12 protein-coding genes are annotated in these 17,279 nt (G+C 57.2%); 4 read left to right on the forward strand and 8 right to left on the reverse strand.

All coding sequences use genetic code 11. The features are described from left to right. Positions 1–59: 59 nt before the first annotated feature. The 3 genes from GNF76_RS00405 to GNF76_RS00415 all read right to left on the reverse strand — a co-directional run bounded on the left by GNF76_RS00405 (position 60) and on the right by GNF76_RS00415 (position 3,458). Complete coding sequence (locus GNF76_RS00405; RefSeq protein ID WP_155581222.1) at positions 60–1,184, reverse strand: OpgC family protein; 1,125 nt, start codon at positions 1,182–1,184, stop codon at positions 60–62. Between the two features lie 323 nt (positions 1,185–1,507). Continuing rightward, positions 1,508–1,792, reverse strand: coding sequence for a putative quinol monooxygenase (locus GNF76_RS00410; protein ID WP_155581223.1), 285 nt, complete (start codon positions 1,790–1,792; stop codon positions 1,508–1,510). A 46-nt stretch (positions 1,793–1,838) separates the two neighbouring features. Continuing rightward, positions 1,839–3,458 (reverse strand): FMN-binding glutamate synthase family protein, encoded by a 1,620-nt coding sequence (locus tag GNF76_RS00415; RefSeq protein ID WP_155581224.1) that lies wholly within the window; start codon positions 3,456–3,458, stop codon positions 1,839–1,841. A 278-nt stretch (positions 3,459–3,736) separates the two neighbouring features. On the opposite strand from GNF76_RS00415, the gene GNF76_RS00420 reads away from it, so the two are divergent. After that, positions 3,737–4,330: a hypothetical protein gene (locus GNF76_RS00420; RefSeq protein ID WP_155581225.1), complete on the forward strand. Its 594-nt coding sequence runs from the start codon at positions 3,737–3,739 to the stop codon at positions 4,328–4,330. 92 nt (positions 4,331–4,422) lie between these two features. After that, positions 4,423–4,695 (forward strand): type B 50S ribosomal protein L31, encoded by a 273-nt coding sequence (locus GNF76_RS00425; protein ID WP_155581226.1) that lies wholly within the window; start codon positions 4,423–4,425, stop codon positions 4,693–4,695. A 30-nt stretch (positions 4,696–4,725) separates the two neighbouring features. Here GNF76_RS00425 and GNF76_RS00430 read toward each other — a convergent pair whose 3' ends face one another. The 4 genes from GNF76_RS00430 to GNF76_RS00445 are packed head-to-tail and all read right to left on the reverse strand — an operon-like array spanning position 4,726 to position 10,811. Continuing rightward, positions 4,726–6,126 carry an ATP-binding protein gene (locus tag GNF76_RS00430; protein WP_155581227.1) on the reverse strand — a complete coding sequence of 467 codons (1,401 nt, stop codon included), beginning with the start codon at positions 6,124–6,126 and terminating at the stop codon, positions 4,726–4,728. A gap of 2 nt (positions 6,127–6,128) precedes the next feature. Beyond that, complete coding sequence (locus GNF76_RS00435; protein ID WP_155581228.1) at positions 6,129–7,934, reverse strand: DAHL domain-containing protein; 1,806 nt, start codon at positions 7,932–7,934, stop codon at positions 6,129–6,131. After that, positions 7,931–8,911 (reverse strand): cytochrome-c peroxidase, encoded by a 981-nt coding sequence (locus GNF76_RS00440; RefSeq protein ID WP_379652559.1) that lies wholly within the window; start codon positions 8,909–8,911, stop codon positions 7,931–7,933. The genes GNF76_RS00435 and GNF76_RS00440 overlap by 4 nt, the downstream gene beginning before the upstream one ends. 25 nt (positions 8,912–8,936) lie before the next feature. Beyond that, positions 8,937–10,811, reverse strand: a complete 1,875-nt coding sequence (locus GNF76_RS00445; protein ID WP_155581229.1) for a putative bifunctional diguanylate cyclase/phosphodiesterase — start codon at positions 10,809–10,811, stop codon at positions 8,937–8,939. 241 nt (positions 10,812–11,052) lie between these two features. On the opposite strand from GNF76_RS00445, the gene nosR reads away from it, so the two are divergent. Then, a complete protein-coding gene (gene nosR, locus GNF76_RS00450; protein ID WP_155581230.1) occupies positions 11,053–12,399 on the forward strand; it encodes a response regulator c-di-GMP phosphodiesterase, NosR family in 1,347 nt (448 codons plus the stop codon). 28 nt (positions 12,400–12,427) lie between these two features. Here nosR and GNF76_RS00455 read toward each other — a convergent pair whose 3' ends face one another. Then, positions 12,428–16,615: a dermonecrotic toxin domain-containing protein gene (locus GNF76_RS00455; RefSeq protein ID WP_155581231.1), complete on the reverse strand. Its 4,188-nt coding sequence runs from the start codon at positions 16,613–16,615 to the stop codon at positions 12,428–12,430. 228 nt (positions 16,616–16,843) lie between these two features. On the opposite strand from GNF76_RS00455, the gene GNF76_RS00460 reads away from it, so the two are divergent. Further along, positions 16,844–17,254: an NUDIX hydrolase gene (locus GNF76_RS00460; protein ID WP_155581232.1), complete on the forward strand. Its 411-nt coding sequence runs from the start codon at positions 16,844–16,846 to the stop codon at positions 17,252–17,254. The last annotated feature ends 25 nt before the right edge of the window (positions 17,255–17,279 follow it).

Here is a 17,279-nt window from a genome sequence, read left to right on the forward strand (position 1 = left end):
ACGCTCAACAAAAAGCCCCGGTCAACTGATCGGGGCTTTGGTTTTTGCGGTGTCGAAGGTCAGGCCGTGGCGACACGCGCCGGTTGGGTCAGGCGCTTGTTCAAGTCCAGCCATGCGCCGAGCAAGGCCATCAATCCGGCGCCCACCAGCGCGGTGAAGATCTGCATGGCGAAGGCATCGTTGGTCATGGCGTTGACCATGTCCGCCAACGGCGCCAACAACACGCCCAGGCAGAACACTTCGAGGGAGTAGCGACCCATGCGGCAGGTTTGCTGTGCCAGCCAGTTTTGCGTCCAGACACGGCCCGGCAAAAGCTTGGCGGTGACGTAGGCCAAGGCCAGGAAGTGCAGCAGGCGCACCGGCGACAGGTCGGTTTTGCTGATGGGGTACAACAGGTCGCTCAGGGCGGCGGGCATCACTGCATCGTGGATTTCGGGCCAGCGCCAGGAGACCGTGATGATACCGGCCATCACCACGTAGCTGGCGGCGGCGATGAACAACGGCTGGCGTGAAAGCGGTCGACGTTGCACGGGCTGGGGTTTCTGGCTGTGCAGCGCTGCCGCGCCGCCCAGTACAAACAGCAACTGCCAGGTGACGGGGTTGAAGTACCACACACCGTCGGCAATCGCCGACAGGTTCCAGCCCAGTTTCGGCGCCAGCAGGTACACCGCCAGTGACACGGCAACGACCGCCCAGGCCTTGCGTACCAGCAGCGGCAGCACCAGCGGCAGGCCTGCCAGTAGCACGATGTACAGCGGCAACGGGTCCATCAGGTTCGGTTTGAAGCGCAACAGCAACTCATCCGTCAGCGCTTGCTGAGGGTTGCTGATGAAGTGCGTCAGGCCCATTTCCTGGACCAGGTCGCGGGTTTCCACATGGCTGTTGGCGAAGAACACGATGCCCATCAGCATCGCCAGCAGGAAGATATGCACCACGTACAGCACCCAGGCGCGCCGCAGGATCTTCACACAGGTGATCCAATACCCTTCGCGCTGCAGGATCTTGCCGTAGGCCAGCACCGCCGCGAAGCCCGCGAGAAACACGAAGACTTCCGCCGCATCGCTGAAGCCGATGTTGCGCAGGGTAATTTGGCCCAGCGGGTTGTGGGGCACGTGATCCCAGAAAATGAAGATCAGCGCCAGGCCCCGAAAAAAATCGATGCGCGGGTCGCGTCCGTTAAACATGGCTGCGGGCTCTTGAACAGTTGGTTTAGTAATGACAAGTGGACGACGGCATGGGTCGGACCGTACGTCGGGCGGGCGCAGGTTGGCGGTATTTGTAAGCAATTGCAAAGCGTGGGTATTACTGAATGTCTCATCCTGGCTGCCCAGGGATGAAGATCTAACCCTTGTAGGCGCTGTCGAGCTTTAGCGAGGCTGCGATGGCGGTGGGTCAGGCACCATCAATGTTTGCTGTACCGACGTCATCGTAGCCTCGCTAAAGCTCGACAACTCCCACAGTTGATCTTCACTGCCTTGAGCTGGATGTTTGCTTGGCGGGCTGGTGTTTAGAACGCATCCATCAGCAATACCCGGCACGGCCTGGCCTGATGCGCGTTGATCTGCGGTACCAACCGGGTGAAGTGTTCGGTTTGGCAGTGAGTATCCAGCGCGGCCTGATCGGGCCATTGCTCGATGAAGGTAAAGTGCCCCGGGTCTTTCTGGTCGACGAACAAGTCATAGGCGATGCACAGCGGTTCCTGGCGGGTTTTTTCCACCAGTTCGGCATACCACGGACGCACGGTGTCCAGGTGTTCGGGTTTGATGAAGTCTTCAGCGATCACTTTCAACATAAGGTCAATCCTTTGAGCGGCGCCGTGGCCGACGCCGCCATGGGGTTTAAGCAGCCGCTTCTTCATGGGGCTCAAAGCTGTCGGCCCGCGCCATCTGCCACATCCGCGAATAAAACTCGCCATTCACTTCGCCAGTGAGCAATTCACCGGGCTTGAGGAACACATGCAACTGCGAGAACAGTTTGATCTCGGTTGCCGACATGCGTCGTACCAGATGTTTGGCCGACAGCTGCGATGGATGCTCCAGACCTGCGGCTGCCAGCATTTCCGCCAGGGCCTTGAGCGTGTTGCGGTGGAAGTTGAACACCCGCTGGGCTTTGTCCGGTACCACCAGCGCGCGCTGACGCAGAGGGTCCTGGGTGGCGACGCCGGTCGGGCATTTGTTGGTGTGGCAGCTTTGCGACTGAATGCAGCCGATGGCGAACATGAAGCCCCGGGCTGCGTTGGCCCAGTCGGCACCGATAGCCAGCACGCTGGCGATATCGAAGGCGCTGACGATCTTGCCGCTGGCGCCCAGCTTGATCTTGTCCCGCAGGTTCAGACCCACCAGGGTGTTGTGGACGAACAGCAGGCCTTCACGCAGGGGCACGCCGATGTGGTCGGTGAACTCCACGGGCGCGGCGCCGGTGCCGCCTTCCTTGCCGTCGACCACGATAAAGTCCGGCAGGATTCCGGTTTCCAGCATGGCCTTGGCGATGCCCATGAATTCCCATGGGTGGCCCAGGCAGAATTTGAACCCGATGGGTTTGCCGCCAGACAGTTCACGCAACTGGGCGATGAACTGCATCATTTCAATGGGTGTGGAAAACGCGCTGTGGCGGGACGGCGAGATGCAGTCTTCGCCCATCATGATGCCGCGGGTCTCGGCGATTTCCTTGGTCACCTTGTGCTTGGGCAGGATCCCGCCGTGGCCGGGCTTGGCGCCCTGGCTCATCTTGATTTCGATCATCCGCACTTGCGGGTTCTGCGCCTGCACGGCGAAGCGTTCCGGGTCGAAGCGGCCATCGCTGGTGCGGCAGCCGAAGTAGCCGCTGCCCAGTTCCCAGGTCAGGTCGCCGCCGTTTTCCCGGTGATAGGGGCTGATGCTGCCTTCGCCGGTGTCATGGGCGAAGTTGCCGAGCTTGGCGCCCTGGTTCAGGGCGCGGATGGCATTGGCACTCAGGGAGCCGAAGCTCATGGCCGAGATGTTGAACACCGAGGCCGAATAGGGTTGTGTGCACTGTGGGCCGCCGACCATCACCCGAAAGGTGCTGGGGTCACTCAATGGCGCTGGGCGCATGGAGTGGCCGATGAATTCGAAACCGGACTGGTACACGTCGATCAAGGTGCCGAAGGGTTTGTCGGCGCTTTCATTCTTGGCCCGGGAATAGACCAGCGAGCGCTGGGCGCGCGAGAAGGGCAGGGCGTCGCTGTCGGACTCCAGCAGGTACTGGCGGATCTCCGGACGGATGCCTTCCACCAGGTAACGGATATTGCCCAGGATCGGATAGTTGCGGCGCACCGCGTGGGGGCTTTGCATCAGGTCGAAAATGCCGATCAGGCTGAGGATGCCCGTGACTACCGTGATAGGCCACAGCCAGTCATGGTCGACAAAGGGCAGGCTGGCGAGGGTGAAAATAACGCACACGGCAAAGAAGGCGTAACGGCTTAGCAAGGACAGGCTCATACGGTTTCCTTGGGTTCGGACTCATCAGGTCGGTCACGCATTCTGCGCCAGTACTGAAACCGCGGACAAGGATTGAGCACTCTGGGGCGCAGGGTTACGGCCCATGAAGAGGAACTCTTCCTGTTGTCGCTGCCACTACAGGCTTAAGACGCAAGTCCAATAACGTTCTTAATGTGCCGATGAGTGAGTCGTTTATGACTATAAGTACAGCAGTTACTTCTGATCGCTATTCACTGCCGCCTGCGCTACAACAAGAGACGGCTCACGTGGATCAGTCGATGACAAACAATGAAAAACCAGAGCTTACGGCCGATTCCGCAACGGAGCATTCAGCACAGAGCCAGCGTCCCGCAGAGCGGATGAATAATGGCAACTCTATCGTCAAACTTCTGATTGACCAGAAAGGCATTGAGTCTCGGGAGGAACATGCCCCGCAGGACGGCGTGACGAACAAAAACAAGGCCCCGGAAAGTACCCTGGACACTCATGTGGGGCATGACGATACCGATAAGGGGGTGGTGCGTAATACCGCCGGAAAAGTTGCTAGGAATACGTGGTTTATCCCTGGTCTGAGCAACATGCTTCAAGGTATTGAAAAGTCTGATGGTAGCCCCGGCGGTATTATGGAAGGGGCAAAAAACGGGTTTGAAAAGACACGGCGTGACGGTTTGGATACTGCGCTTGGCGGCGGTGTCCGAGGTGACTTTGCGTCAGTTGTCAAAGGCTATGCCGAGGCTGTGGCTAAAAGCGAAGCCACCCCGGTAGTCGTCAAGGAAGTGCTGCTCAAGGTCCTCGAATGGATGAGTGAGTGGTGGCAGCCCAGCTCTCCAGAAGCTGAAAAAAATTCGAACACAGCTCGGAGCGGAGCTTGATCCAAAGATGTTTTATTGCAACTGGTTCTCGTTTGAGTGTGATTGCATGTTACTGTATAACAGTTCTGACACCCAAATGCCCCGGAGGCCTTATGAAAGCTGGTATCCATCCTGACTACCGTACGGTGCTGTTCCACGACACCGCCGCCGATGTGTTCTTCCTGATCGGTTCCACGGTTGAGACGGATCGCACTCACAAACACACGGACGGCACCACTTACCCTTACATGGCCCTCGACGTGTCCAGTGCTTCGCACCCGATCTACACCGGTCAGCAGCGCAAGACTCAGGTCGAAGGCCGGATTGCCGGGTTCAACAAGCGTTTTGCATCGTTTGGTTCGAATCCGAAAAAAGCCGAGGCATGAATGAGGTTCGACGGCGACTGGCGGTGTGTCTTACACCGCCGTTTGCCGAATGGGTAACACCACTCGAAATATCGTGCCCTTGCCCAGTTCGCTGCTGACGGAAATGTTCCCGTGGTGTTTCTTGACGATACCGTAGGACAACGACAGTCCCAGCCCTGTCCCTTCACCCACCGGTTTGGTGGTGAAGAACGGATCAAAGATTTTCTGCAGGCTTTGCGGTGCAATACCGCAACCGTTGTCTGCCACCTCCAGCCAGACGTTTTTCCCCTCAACACCATTACTGATGGTGATTGTGCCGCGTTCCGGCCCCATGGCTTGCGCCGCGTTGATGATCAGATTCATGACCACTTGGTTGATTTGTGACGCCAGGCATTCGATCTCCGGTAGCGCCTGGTACTGCTTGATCACGTCTGCTTTGTACTTGAGTTCGCTGGCAACGATGTTCAGTGTCGAGTCGATGCCCTGCTGCAGGTTGGCCCACTGCCAGGATTGGTCGTTATCCACCCGGGAGAAGTCTTTCAAATCCTTGACGATCTGCACCACGCGGCCGATGCCTTCCTTGGACTCCCTGATCAGGATCGGAACGTCCTCCTTGAGAAACTCAAGGTCCATGCCAGTGCGCAAGGTTTTGAGTTGTTCAAGGCTTTCCCCCGAGGCGATAAGCTCTTCGGCTTGTCGATAGGCGTCGAGCATCTGCTGCAATTGTTTGAAGTAGCTGTCCAGGGTGCCCAGGTTGGAGGAGATGAACCCCACCGGGTTGTTGATTTCATGCGCGACGCCCGCGGCCAGTTGCCCCAGGGAGGCCAGCTTTTCCGACTGCACCAACTGGCTCTCCAGTTGCTTGCGCTCATCGATTTCCAGTTGCAGCGCCTGGCTGGCCTGGGTCAATGCTTGGGTGCGTTGTTCCACCAGCCGTTCCAATTGACTGGTTTGCAACGATGCGCGCCGGGCCATTTCCCATTTGGCTGTCAGGGTGTTGGCCATTTGTTGGACTTCGATGTTGTCGAAGGGCTTTTTCAGGATCAGCAACCGGTCGTGTGCCTGCAGGCGGAACAGCAGTTCCTCCCAGGAGTAATCCGAGTAGGCGGTGCATACCACTACTTGCAACTGCGGGTCGACTTTCCACAGCTCTTCGATAGTTTGCGCACCGTCCCAACCCTGGGGCATGCGCATGTCGACAAAGGCCAGGGCGTAGGGCAGTTTCTGAGCCATCGCCTTTTCGATCAGTTCTAAACCTTCCCGGCCACCATAGGCTGAGTCCAGCTCAAAGGCCTGGGCCCTGGGTTTGACGGCGTCGCCGAACAGCGCCATTTCCATATCGTCCAGTTCCGGGGTTTGCTCCTGGACGGGGGTGAGGATCTTGCGAAAGTCCTCGTGAATCGAGGGGGTATCGTCAATCAACAGGATGCGCCGGTTCGGTGGTTGATTCATGGTCAGTTCTCGGCGTTTTCCAGGGGGATTTGCAGGGTGAACAGAGCGCCTTTGCCCGGCCCGTCACTGTGGGCGGTCAGCTTGCCCTTCATTTCGATTGCCGCCAGTGCGCAACTGTGCAGGCCGAAGCCATGGCCTTCCTTGCGGGTGGTGAAACCGTGGGTAAAAATTCGGGCCATGTTTTCGGGCGGGATCCCTTCGCCCTCATCCTTGACGCTGATGTGCAAGGTGCTGTTGTCCATTGGACGAACCATCAGTGTCATTTGTCGTGGCCGATCGCAGAGGTTGGACATGGCGTACTTGGCGTTGCTGATCAGATTGACCAGGATCAGCAGCAGCCGATGCTTGTCGGCCATGATCTGCGGTACATCGTGATAGTCCTTGACCACCGTCACATGGTGGCGGCTCAGGGCGCCGGAGTTCATACGCAGGGCATCTTCGATCAAGGCGCTGATGTGTACCGGCTCCAGCAACGTGGAAGCGCCTGCGTAGGATTGCTGAGTGGAGACGATGTCCTTGATGTGGTCGACGCTCTTGCTGAGCTGAGCAAGTTCGTCGGTGATGTCCCGCTGTTCGAGAGTGATGGCCTCTACCAACTGGTTCAAGTAGCCGGGCAGCAATTTACCTTTTTCATCTTCGGTGATGAATCTGCCCAGGTCGTGGTGGTGTTCGTTGATCAGTTGCACGGCCTTGCCCAGTCCCAGCGTCTTGCTGGTGCGCAGCTTGCGGGTCACCAGGTCGGCGGAAATGTTTACGCTGTTGAGCACATTACCGACGTTGTGCAGCACATTGGTGGCGATTTCCGCCATGCCAGCCTGGCGTGCGCTGTCCAATAGTTCGCTCTGGGCGTCCTTGAGTTCGCGGGTGCGTTCTTCGACCCTCTGTTCAAGGCTTTCGTTGGCTGTGTGCAAGGCGCGGTTGACCCGGTTGATCTCGGCAAAACTGCGCAGCAAACGAATAGCCAGATACAGCAGCAGTACCACCAGCAGGCTTGCGAACACCAGCAGGTAGCGGTGGTACCTCTGGTCGACGAGGTCGGCTTCGGCCTGATCCTGATTGAGCAGGTTGGTCAGGTCGTCCAGGCGATCAGACAGCGGGATGGCGGCGATGCGTTCGAGCAACGTGTTGACCAGTGGTTGTTCGCGCAAGATCAGTGAAACGTGGTTGCTCAGAATCTCCACCGGCGCTTGGAACTCGTCGGGCAGGAGCGTCTTGTTGACCGCCAGTTTATTCAGCCCTACAAGAATATCCGCCGCTTTGTCGTCGCTGGTGACCTGGGCGAACTCCAGGCCACTGAGCAGTAAGTCATAGGTGTCGGTGGCGATGTTTTGTTGTTGCAGCTTGTCGGCATCATTGAGCTGGATGAATTGCGCCTGAATATCGTCCTCGGCGGTCGGCAAAAAGGCCAGGGAGTTACGCAGCACTGCGTTGTGGGACTTGAACTGGTCCACCAGCCGGGCCTTTTCCTGAAACGCCTGCACATAGGCATCCTGGCTGGCCTGCCAGAGTGCCGGGTCTTGAGGGTGATGATGGGACTCGCGCGTCAGCAGGCTGGCCCACAGGTGGGTCATTTCGTTGAGTGGCTCCACCAGAGGGTCGTAGTTGTGGGTCAGGGCAATCCTAGCTTTGAGTACTTCGCCGTCCCATTGCGCGTTCAGTTGCTTGAGCTGGCGGATCAGGTCCCGGGACTCGGTGTACGTGGCGGCCTGGTCAGTCGAGGACTTGAGGTACAGGAACACCAGGATCGAGGCCAGGACCAGGGTCATGGCGCTGAGCAGTGTCTGGCTGGCGTGGCGAGACAGTTTCATAACGGTTTGCCTGCCCATTCGCCGGTCAACGTCTTGAGAAACTGGATGATCAGGGTTTTGTCCTCCGCTGATGGAGTGCGACCCAGTTGGTACTTGAACATCACATCCACCGCCTCTTCCAGGGTCTTGGCCGAGGCGTCGTGGAAGTACGGTGCGGTGACTGCAACGTTACGCAGGCTGGGAACCTTGAAAACATGGCGGTCCTCCTCGTCCAGGGTCACCAGGTAGCGTCCCAGGTCCGCTTCGGTGGGGTTGCCCCGGGCCTTGAAGTAGTCCCCCATCACACCAAACTTCTGGTACATGTTGCCGCCGATATTGACCCCCTGATGGCAGGCGATACAGCCGTAGTCCTTGAAACGCTGGTAGCCGTATTTTTCCTGGAGAGTGAGGATGTCGGTGTTGCCTTGCAGGTATTGGTCAAAACGTGAGTGGGGGGTGAGCAGGGTACGTTCATAGGTAGTCAGAGCGTTTTGTACGTTGGTCGCCGTCACGCCGTCGGGGTATGCCTGGGCAAAAGCTGTTTGATACACCGGCAGGCTCGATAAAGTCTGCACCACGTTCTTCCAGTCATTGCCCATTTCCACGGGGCTGATGACCACTTGTTCTATTTGTGCTTCCAGGGTGTCCACCCGTGCGTTCCAGAACTGTTTGAAGTTCAGGCTGGCGTTGAACACGGAGGGTGTATTGAGGAGCACTGGCTGGCCGTCGAAACCGATGGAAAAAGCTTTGTTGTCGGCACCGCCCGTTTCCAGGTGATGGCAACTGGCGCAGGACAGGGTGTTATTGACCGACAGGCGTTTTTCATTGAACAGCTGACGGCCCAGCTCAACTTTTTCGGCATCCAGGGCCGGTACTGGGGGCAGAGGCTTCAACGGCTCATCCAAGGGGGCGGCGGACACCGACCCGGCCCACAGCATAAAGGCGAGGCTCAGCCCTCGCATTACCCGGTGCCGAGGATGTGGCAGAAGGTTACTCAAGTATTGATTCCTTGTGAGCACGGCGTTATTGGCCAGGCATCAGGGTGTGTAGTCCGGTTTGCAGCATCCGGGCGAAGTCATCGGCGGCGACGGGCTTGCTGAACAGATAGCCCTGACCTTCCTCGCACAGGTTGCTTTTGAGAAAGTCCAATTGCTCAACGGTCTCTACCCCTTCGGCAATGATGTGCAGGTTCAGGCTCTTGCCCAGGCTGATGATGGCGCCGATCAATTGCGCGTCCTGGCTGTTGGCGCTTAGGCCGCGAATAAACGATTGATCGATTTTCAGCACATCGATGGGAAAGCGTCGCAGGTAGCTGAGACTGGAATAGCCGGTGCCGAAATCATCGACGGCCAGGCGGACTCCCATGGCCTTGACCGCCCATAAGGTGGCCACCGTGTCCTCGACGTTTTGCATCAAGACGCTCTCGGTAATCTCCAGTTCCAGCAACGCGGGCGCCAGGCCGGTCTGTTCGAGGATGGCGGCCAGGTTGGCGACAAAATCCCGCTGACGGAAATCAATGGCCGAGATATTCACCGACATGCAGATCGGCGCCAGGCCCTGGGTTTGCCAGGCTTGTGCCTGCTCACAAGCCTGGCGCAGTACCCATTGGCTCAAGGGCACGATCAGGCCGCTGTCTTCAGCCACGGGAATAAAGGCAGATGGGTATATCCAGCCATGATCGGGTTGGCACCAGCGAATCAAGGCTTCGGCGCCGATGATCCGGCCACTTTTCAAGTCCAGTTTCGGTTGGTAGTGCAAGACAAACTCATTGCGTTCCAGCGCCAGCCGAATTGCGCTCTCCAGACTCTGTTGCTCCCGCGCCCGCAGGTTCATATCGTCGATGAAGAAGCTGAAGTTGTCAGGGCCATGGTCCTTGATGGTGCGCATGGCGATTTCGGCTTTCTTGATCAGTTCTACGGCGCTGAAACTGTCATTGGGGTAGAGGCTGGCGCCCAGACTCGCGGTAATGTTCAGGTCGTGGCCCGCCACATGGCGGGTGGCACTTACCGCCTTGAGAACTTTCTCGGCCATGCCCTGGGTTTGCTGGGGATGACGAATGTCGTTGAGGATCAGCACGAACTCATCGGAGCCGTAACGAAATACCGAGTCTGACTCCCGCACCGTCGCTACCAGGTTTTGGCTGACCTGCTTGAGCACCTCATCGCCCGCTGGATGGCCCAAGGCGTTGTTGATGCGCTTGAAGCGATCCAGGCCGATAAACATCACGGCCAACTGAGTGTCGTGACGCCTGCATAGGGTGATGGCCTGGGTCAGGCGATCCCCCAGCAACGTGCTGTTGGGCAACTCGGTGAGGGCGTCGTATTGCAGCAGGTGCGAGACCTTGAGCAACTCCTGGACCCGTTCCTCGATGGTGCGCTCAAGGCCCACCAACTTGAGCGCCGCGTCCTGTGCCAATTGCCACTTCCAGGTCAGGGCACTGGCCATCTGGCGAATTTCCAGGTTGTCGAAGGGCTTTTTCAGGATGAGCAGTTGATCGTCGAACGTCAGGCGCGCTTCAATCGCTTCGAAGGAATAGTCGGAATAGGCCGTGCACAAGGCGATTTGCAGATTCGGGTCGACGTTCCACAGTTGTTCGATGGTTTCCAGGCCGTCCCAGCCCGGCGGCATGCGCATATCGATGAACGCCAGGGCGTAAGGTGTCTTCTCGGCCAGGGCCCTGGTCACCAGTTCGAGGGCTTCCTGGCCCTGGTAGGCGGAGTCCAGGAGGAACGACTGACGCACTGCCGGGGCCGTACCGAACAAGGTTTGCTCGACCCTGTCCAGGGATTGGTCGCCACTGGTTTCGGGGCAGAGGATCTTGCGAAAGTCCTGATGAATCGATGCGGTGTCATCGACGATCAGAATCCGCCGATTGGCCCGTCCCGAGCGAGGATTCATTGCACTTCTCGCCCAATGCACAGCAGCGTATTCGGGCACATATGGCTTCCTTACCTTGATTGCCTGGCTGAAGGGGCGTGGCGACCAGCTTCATGCCCATAGCGTAGTCGACTCCCTTGAATAAGTCGGTGAGTTGGCGTCAAATCAATGCCAGTCAGTCATCAAAACTCCGTTGGCCTGCGCAATGGCGGTGCTTGATCTACGGTGTAGCGCAACGGTTCAATTGTCAGCAGGTGTCGCCATGGATGAGCAACTCGCTACGACTTCCCCCTATAAACCCACGGTCTTGCTGGTTGATGACGAAGAGTCGATCCTCAATAGCCTGCGTCGCCTGCTGCGTAGCCAACCCTACGAGGTGCTGCTGGCCGGCAGCGGGGCCCAGGCCCTGGAGATCATGGCTGCCCGGCCCATCGACCTGGTGATGAGTGACGCGCGTATGCCCGCCATGGACGGTGCCATGCTGTTGGCTGAAACCCGTCGGCTTTACCCGGCAACCACGCGGATCCTGCTGACGGGGTATGCCGACCTGACGATGATGATCAAGGCGATCAACGAAGGGCAGATTCATCATTACATCAGCAAACCCTGGAACGACGAGGAAATGCTCCTGACCCTGCGTCAGTCCCTGGAACACCAGCACTCCGAGCGCGAAAGGCTGCGTCTGGAGAAACTGACCCTGGAGCAGAACGACCAGTTGAAGGCCCTCAATGCCTCGCTCGAAAAGCGAGTGGAGGCGCGGACCAGCGAGCTGCAACAGACCGCTGACATGCTTGACCTGGCCTACGATGAGCTCAAGCGCAGCTATGTGACGGGCACCGAAGTGTTTTCGCTGTTGGCCAACCTGCGCCTGCCCAAGGAGAAGCAGACCAATCGTCAGTTGATCGAACTGATACGGGTCTACTGCACAGCCCAGGTGATGGACGAAGCCAGCAATCGCGACCTGACCATGGCCGCTGCGCTTTACAACATCGGCAAGCTCAGTTGGAGCGACAGCATGATGATCGCTCCGGCCGATCTGCTGCACAGCACCGACCGCGAGCGCTATCGGGCGTATCCGGCCCAGAGCGAGTCGCTGCTGATGACCCTGGAGCCGATGAAGGATGCCGCCCGGCTGATCCGTCATCATCAGGAACGCTGGGACGGCACGGGTTTTCCCGATCACCTCAAGGGTGAGGCGATTCCCTTCGGTTCGCGATTGCTGAAATTGGCCGTGGACTTCATTGAACTGCAGCACGGGCTGATTCTGGAGCGGCAGATGAACAGCGATGAGGCGCTGCTGTACATCCGCAAATACGCCGGGCGCCTCTACGACCCAGGCATGGTGGAAGACTTCGTCCAGGCCTGTGCCGCGTTCCTCAGCGATGTGACCTTGGGCGACCCGCGCGTCAAGGTGCTCAGCACCCGCGAACTGGCTGAAGGCATGGTGCTGGCCCGCAACCTCAACGCCGACAACGGCATGTTGCTGCTCAACGCGGGCAAGGTGCTGAACCTGCCGTTGGTGGACAAGTTGATCGCGTTTGAAGCGATGGAGGGTGCCAGGTACAGCGTGTTTATCAAGGAACCGGATGATGCACCGCTCCTTGCTTAGACTGAGGGTAAGGGGCTGCCTTTACCTCCTACATTCCCCAGGCGACTGGCTTGCTGGCGTGATAATCAATGATGCCTCTGAGTATGAATATATCGTTCTCACCGTCTTTCCCGGCTTTCTCAAAAGCTGCTCGCCATCGACCACGACCAGCACCGATCTCTACTTGCGGTAAATCAACATAGGTGTATTTACCTATTTTTTTTCGAGTAACACGACCTGCTTGAATGTCCTGAATAATGTCCTCGATTTTGGCTCTGGCATTATCGGGTAATAGTGGGATTTGGGTTTCTGCCAGATCATCCAGTTTTACGATGTTAGTTGTCGGAGCTCTGACGGCTGTTTGTGTTGGAACTGCCGGGATGTCGGGCGCAAGTACTGGTCTTTCAATTCGGTGCGTTTGAGCCCGTGGGCTAACAAACTCTAAGGGCGATGAAAATTGGGTGATGTTTCTTTCAAAGTTTGTGACAGTGACACTGTCAACCATTTTAACGCCAGAGTCCGAGCCCGTGGGTTTGCCCCGCGACAGTGCGATATAGGGAACGCCGGATTTTTTAAAATCTTCTGAAAAGGAATCTACGCCAAGCTGTCTGAGTTGCTCTATGAATTTCTCTGCTCTGAATTTTTCTAACGTATCTTGTATTTCAGGGGACTCTAGCAGTAGATCCAGCGCCTCTTGGCGTGTGATTTTTTTGTCTGCCGCTATTTTGTTGAGGATTTGTTGTCGTCCCTTTTCATTTAAGAAATTATTAAGGCTTTCGATTGGCCAAGTTGAAAGTTTGTGTTTTTGATCGAACTTTGTCAGGCTGTTAATATGTTTTTGTGTGAAGGCATAGCCTACAAGTCTCGCACCTGTCTCGGGGTCTGAGAGTCCAATGGATGCTCTGATGGATTTTGAGAAATCATCATTTTTTCCAATTATTCTTTTTATTCTTATATGAAGTTTATCTATATCTTCCGGAGTAAGGGGGAGGGAAAAATTTGTTGATTTGTTTATGTGGACGAAAATGTTCATGTCGGATTGTAGCGTCAGCAGCGAGTCACGTAATTTGGTTTTCGCGGTTTGGCTTAAACCCCGCGGGTCCGATACGATACGACGAAATGTAGCTTCATCTATATTGACGTCCAGTTGTTGCCGTGCGGTATCAAGGAGTCGTTTTTTTTGAGGATTGCTTAGTTTTACAAGGTCTTCTATGAATCTCGGTATCTCCTCTTCTGTTGAGTAAACACGAAGGGCTGCGATCAGATCATTATCCACTTGCTGTGCCGCTGTGAGCGGGCGCAGGGCGCTCCAGACGGGCCCTCCGCCTCTTAGCCTTCTCTCGAAACGCGGCTTCCAGCTTTTTGCGTCGTCCGGTACCACCATAAAGTCCACTTTATTCGCTGCCGGGTCTTTTATATAACGCGCTCCCTCATACTGGTAGGACGAGTACAGGTGATAGCGTCCCCGTTCATCCCTCATCGCAATAAACTGGTTATTTCGAGTGTCGATAAAAGAGGGCGCTCTTCCCGCACTGCGCGACAGCGTGTAATTGTTCGTCTGGGCAAACAGTTCCACGTCAAAGAGCGGGTCAATCTGTTTAGGCAACCGATACTCCGCGACGTTGACCCAGGCCGGCTCCAGCGGGCGGATTGAGATCTTTCCGATCGCGATGCCGGCTTTTCGGCCCCCACTGACTTTATTGACAAGCCCCGGAATAAGGTGCCCCAGTTTTTGTGCTTTGTGCAGCGCCCTAATGATTCCTCGACGCAAAAACGACAACACTGCCTTGGCCGGCACCAGATCTATCAGAAAATCGGCGACTTCAGCGGCGAACATAAAGGCATTCACCGTTGATTCTCGCGAGATTTCTTCGTTGCTCCGTGAACGGTAATCCGCACGTGCGAGTTGAAAGCCAAGTTGAGCCGAATACAGGTAGGCCTGGAAATTGCCGGTTATCGGTATCAAGGCATAGCGGTGCACGCTACGTGTATCGCTGAAGATTCGCGCAAGCTCCTGTGCATCGTTAGTGGCCATCCGTTGGGTCAAATAGGTCCGCCATTCGGGTTTTGTCTTCAATGTGTCCAGTTCCGCCAGCCCGTCGACCAACTCCCTGAATGGCACGCCATCTGGCGCATCCGGGGTATAGAGGACGCTGACCCCGTGAGTCCCGGTACCTTTTCGCTGGATGACCGAGACGCCATTGATGACCTGTCCTCCCTGGCCTTCTTCCAGTGCGCTGCCCATCACCAACAGGTTGCCCTCGATCTCGAATCCGCTGACTTTGGGGCGGGTTGCCGAATCGGGGTGCTCCGTTATCGACTGTATCCAGTCAAATCCACTGCCAGGCGTCTTGAATACAAACAGGTTGTAGGCTGCAGGATTCAGCCGGCTCTCAAGGGCATCCTTGTTCATTTTTACCGTGTGCGCGCGTTGCCAGGCCGTAGCAAAGGTGCCCCCGTTGCCGCTCTGCGAGAATGCTGATTTGAGATACGTCTCATATTTTTCGGCAATGTTGGCCTGTTGGGCGAGAGCACGTAAATCGGCATTGTCGAGCCTGCCTCTCTTTTTACCCGAGAAGTCGATGATGTCAGCGGTGGCGCTGATCGTCCTGTGTACTTCATGCACGGACCAAGGGTCGACATTGCGTCGGGTGTAACTTCCCAGGGTCCGTAAATCCACGATGGTTGTGGTCTTCCAGGAGCCCCTTTTCAATGAGGGGTTCTTCAGAAACTGCGGGATGTCTATCTTTGGGTCCTCACTGATATAGACCACTTCGGTTTCCTCGTCGCGATACCCCCTCACTTCGAAGGCGAGGGTGGCGGTCAAGCGCAGATGTACCAAGCTTCTATAGGGGGCAATGTGCACATCGGCATAGGCCGGTTTCTGTATTTTCAGCGCCTTGTGGGTCTCGATTTCTGAAAACGATGTCAGTGTCGAGATTTTCTCAAGCAGAGGGATGAGCACCTCGTTGCTGTCAATCATCGCCTTTTCCAGTTGCCTGTACCGGGCCTGATCTACCGGGCTGGCAGCTGCTAGCCAGCCGGGCTCGTGCGGCTCCACCAGGCGTAGGTTGCGGGCCGCAAGGGCAATGCAGGCATCCAGTTGCGGCGTCAGGTCTGCAGCCAGGTCGAGCTCGCCTGTCACCGGTAATGTCTCCCCGCGCAGAGCCTCGCGGATACGAAAGTGTTGCCGGATCCGCAGTGAGCGGACGCTGTCTGCAATCACATCGGCGTCTATCGGTGGCGGACGCACTGCCAGCACGGGCAAGCCGCCCCGTTGTGCGCGAGTCGTTGCTGGCAGACTACTGGCCAGCAGCTTGCCTGCCGATCCGCCGTCACGTAGACGTGCCGCCACTGTTTCATTCAAGCGACTGAGGTTTTCATACTCCTCAAACCCCTCGCCCGGGCTGTACAGCATCACGTTGCCCGCTGGCGACGCTCCACCCGTGGCGTTCAGGATAAAGGCGGCGGCGAACTCACTGCCGTCCTCCAGCGTCAGCCGGTATACCCCGGGCCTGTTACCGGCGGTAAATGCCTTTTCCCGCGCGGCTGCATCCGGGTACTTCAGCAGATTGTCTGCCAGCGTTCGTCCAGCCGCTGACAGCGTGCCGTCAACCGTACGCAATGCCAATTGATGGGCCAGTACCTGCCGGCGCAATGCGACTAACTGCTCCTCGGTGTTGGGTTGTTCGTCCTCGCGATCCCCCCAGAATTCATTCAGGCTCATCGTGATGGCTATTTCCAGCACGCTAGCCAGCGTCGCTGGCGAAGCGGTTGCAGAGAGGCTTTTGTCCGCTTCCAGCGTGTTGCGTTCCCGATAGAAGGCGCCGGTCTCTGTGAGGTATGCCTCCCCGCCAGGGGCCCGTATCTTTTTCAGCAGCGGTCCCAGGGGTTCGCAAGACAGGAGCTGTTTTTGCCCCTCGTTATCCACGCGGTAACGGCTGTAAAAGACGCTGTTTGGATTGATGGGCCGGGGCAGCTCGGGAAAGATCTCGGCCAGTTTCTGCTGATACACAGCCTCCAGGCTCGGCTGTTCGTGCATCAGGTCGTCGGTTCGGGTGTTGAGGTTGCCGAGTTCGCGAATGAGGTGCGCCTGTTGATTGTCGATCGATAGCTGTGTAGGCGGTACCACAGGCAGTGTCACGGGCTGCAAGGGATGGGCGGCCAAAGTGGCGGCCTGGATTTGTTTAAGGTCGCTATCCTGTTGCTCTTGGGATGGGGGCAATGAAGTGTGCATGGTAGAACCCGTATGAAGGGGGCGCACTGCAGATACCGTGTGCCCGACTGAATATGAGTTCTGAGTGTATGGTTGGCAGTAATGGGCGTTGCGGTGCATGTATGTCGGATAAAAAGCGGATGAGGACGCCTATTCAAACGGTCACTTTGGAAGGTTGGAGGCGGTTCGATTGCCCTCGGCTGACGCACATGTGATCCTTGACGTCTTTTACTCCGAGGCGTTTATTTCATGTCCCTGACTATCCGCATCGCCGCTGCTCTATTGATCGGCAGCGATGGCCAAACCCTGCTGGTGCGCAAGCGCGGTACTCAAGCCTTCATGCAGCCAGGCGGCAAGATCGACGCCGGTGAACAGCCGGCCGAGGCATTGGTGCGTGAACTGCACGAAGAGTTGGGGTTGTGCATTGATCCGGCGGCGGCCATCTATCTCGGTCAGTTCTCGGCGCCTGCGGCCAACGAGCCAGGCTTCGTCGTGGAGGCCGAGTTGTTCCAGGTCAATATCGATGTGCCGGTGACGCCTGCCGCCGAGATTGAAGAGGTGCGCTGGATCGATCCGGCCGGCGATGGCGACCTCGTGCTGGCACCGTTGACACGGGACCTGATCCTGCCGTTTTATCGCTCATCGCTGGCCATTGCCTGACCCCACAGGCTCAAAGGATTGAACC

It is taken from the genome of Pseudomonas spelaei, from assembly GCF_009724245.1.
GTDB lineage: Bacteria > Pseudomonadota > Gammaproteobacteria > Pseudomonadales > Pseudomonadaceae > Aquipseudomonas > Aquipseudomonas spelaei.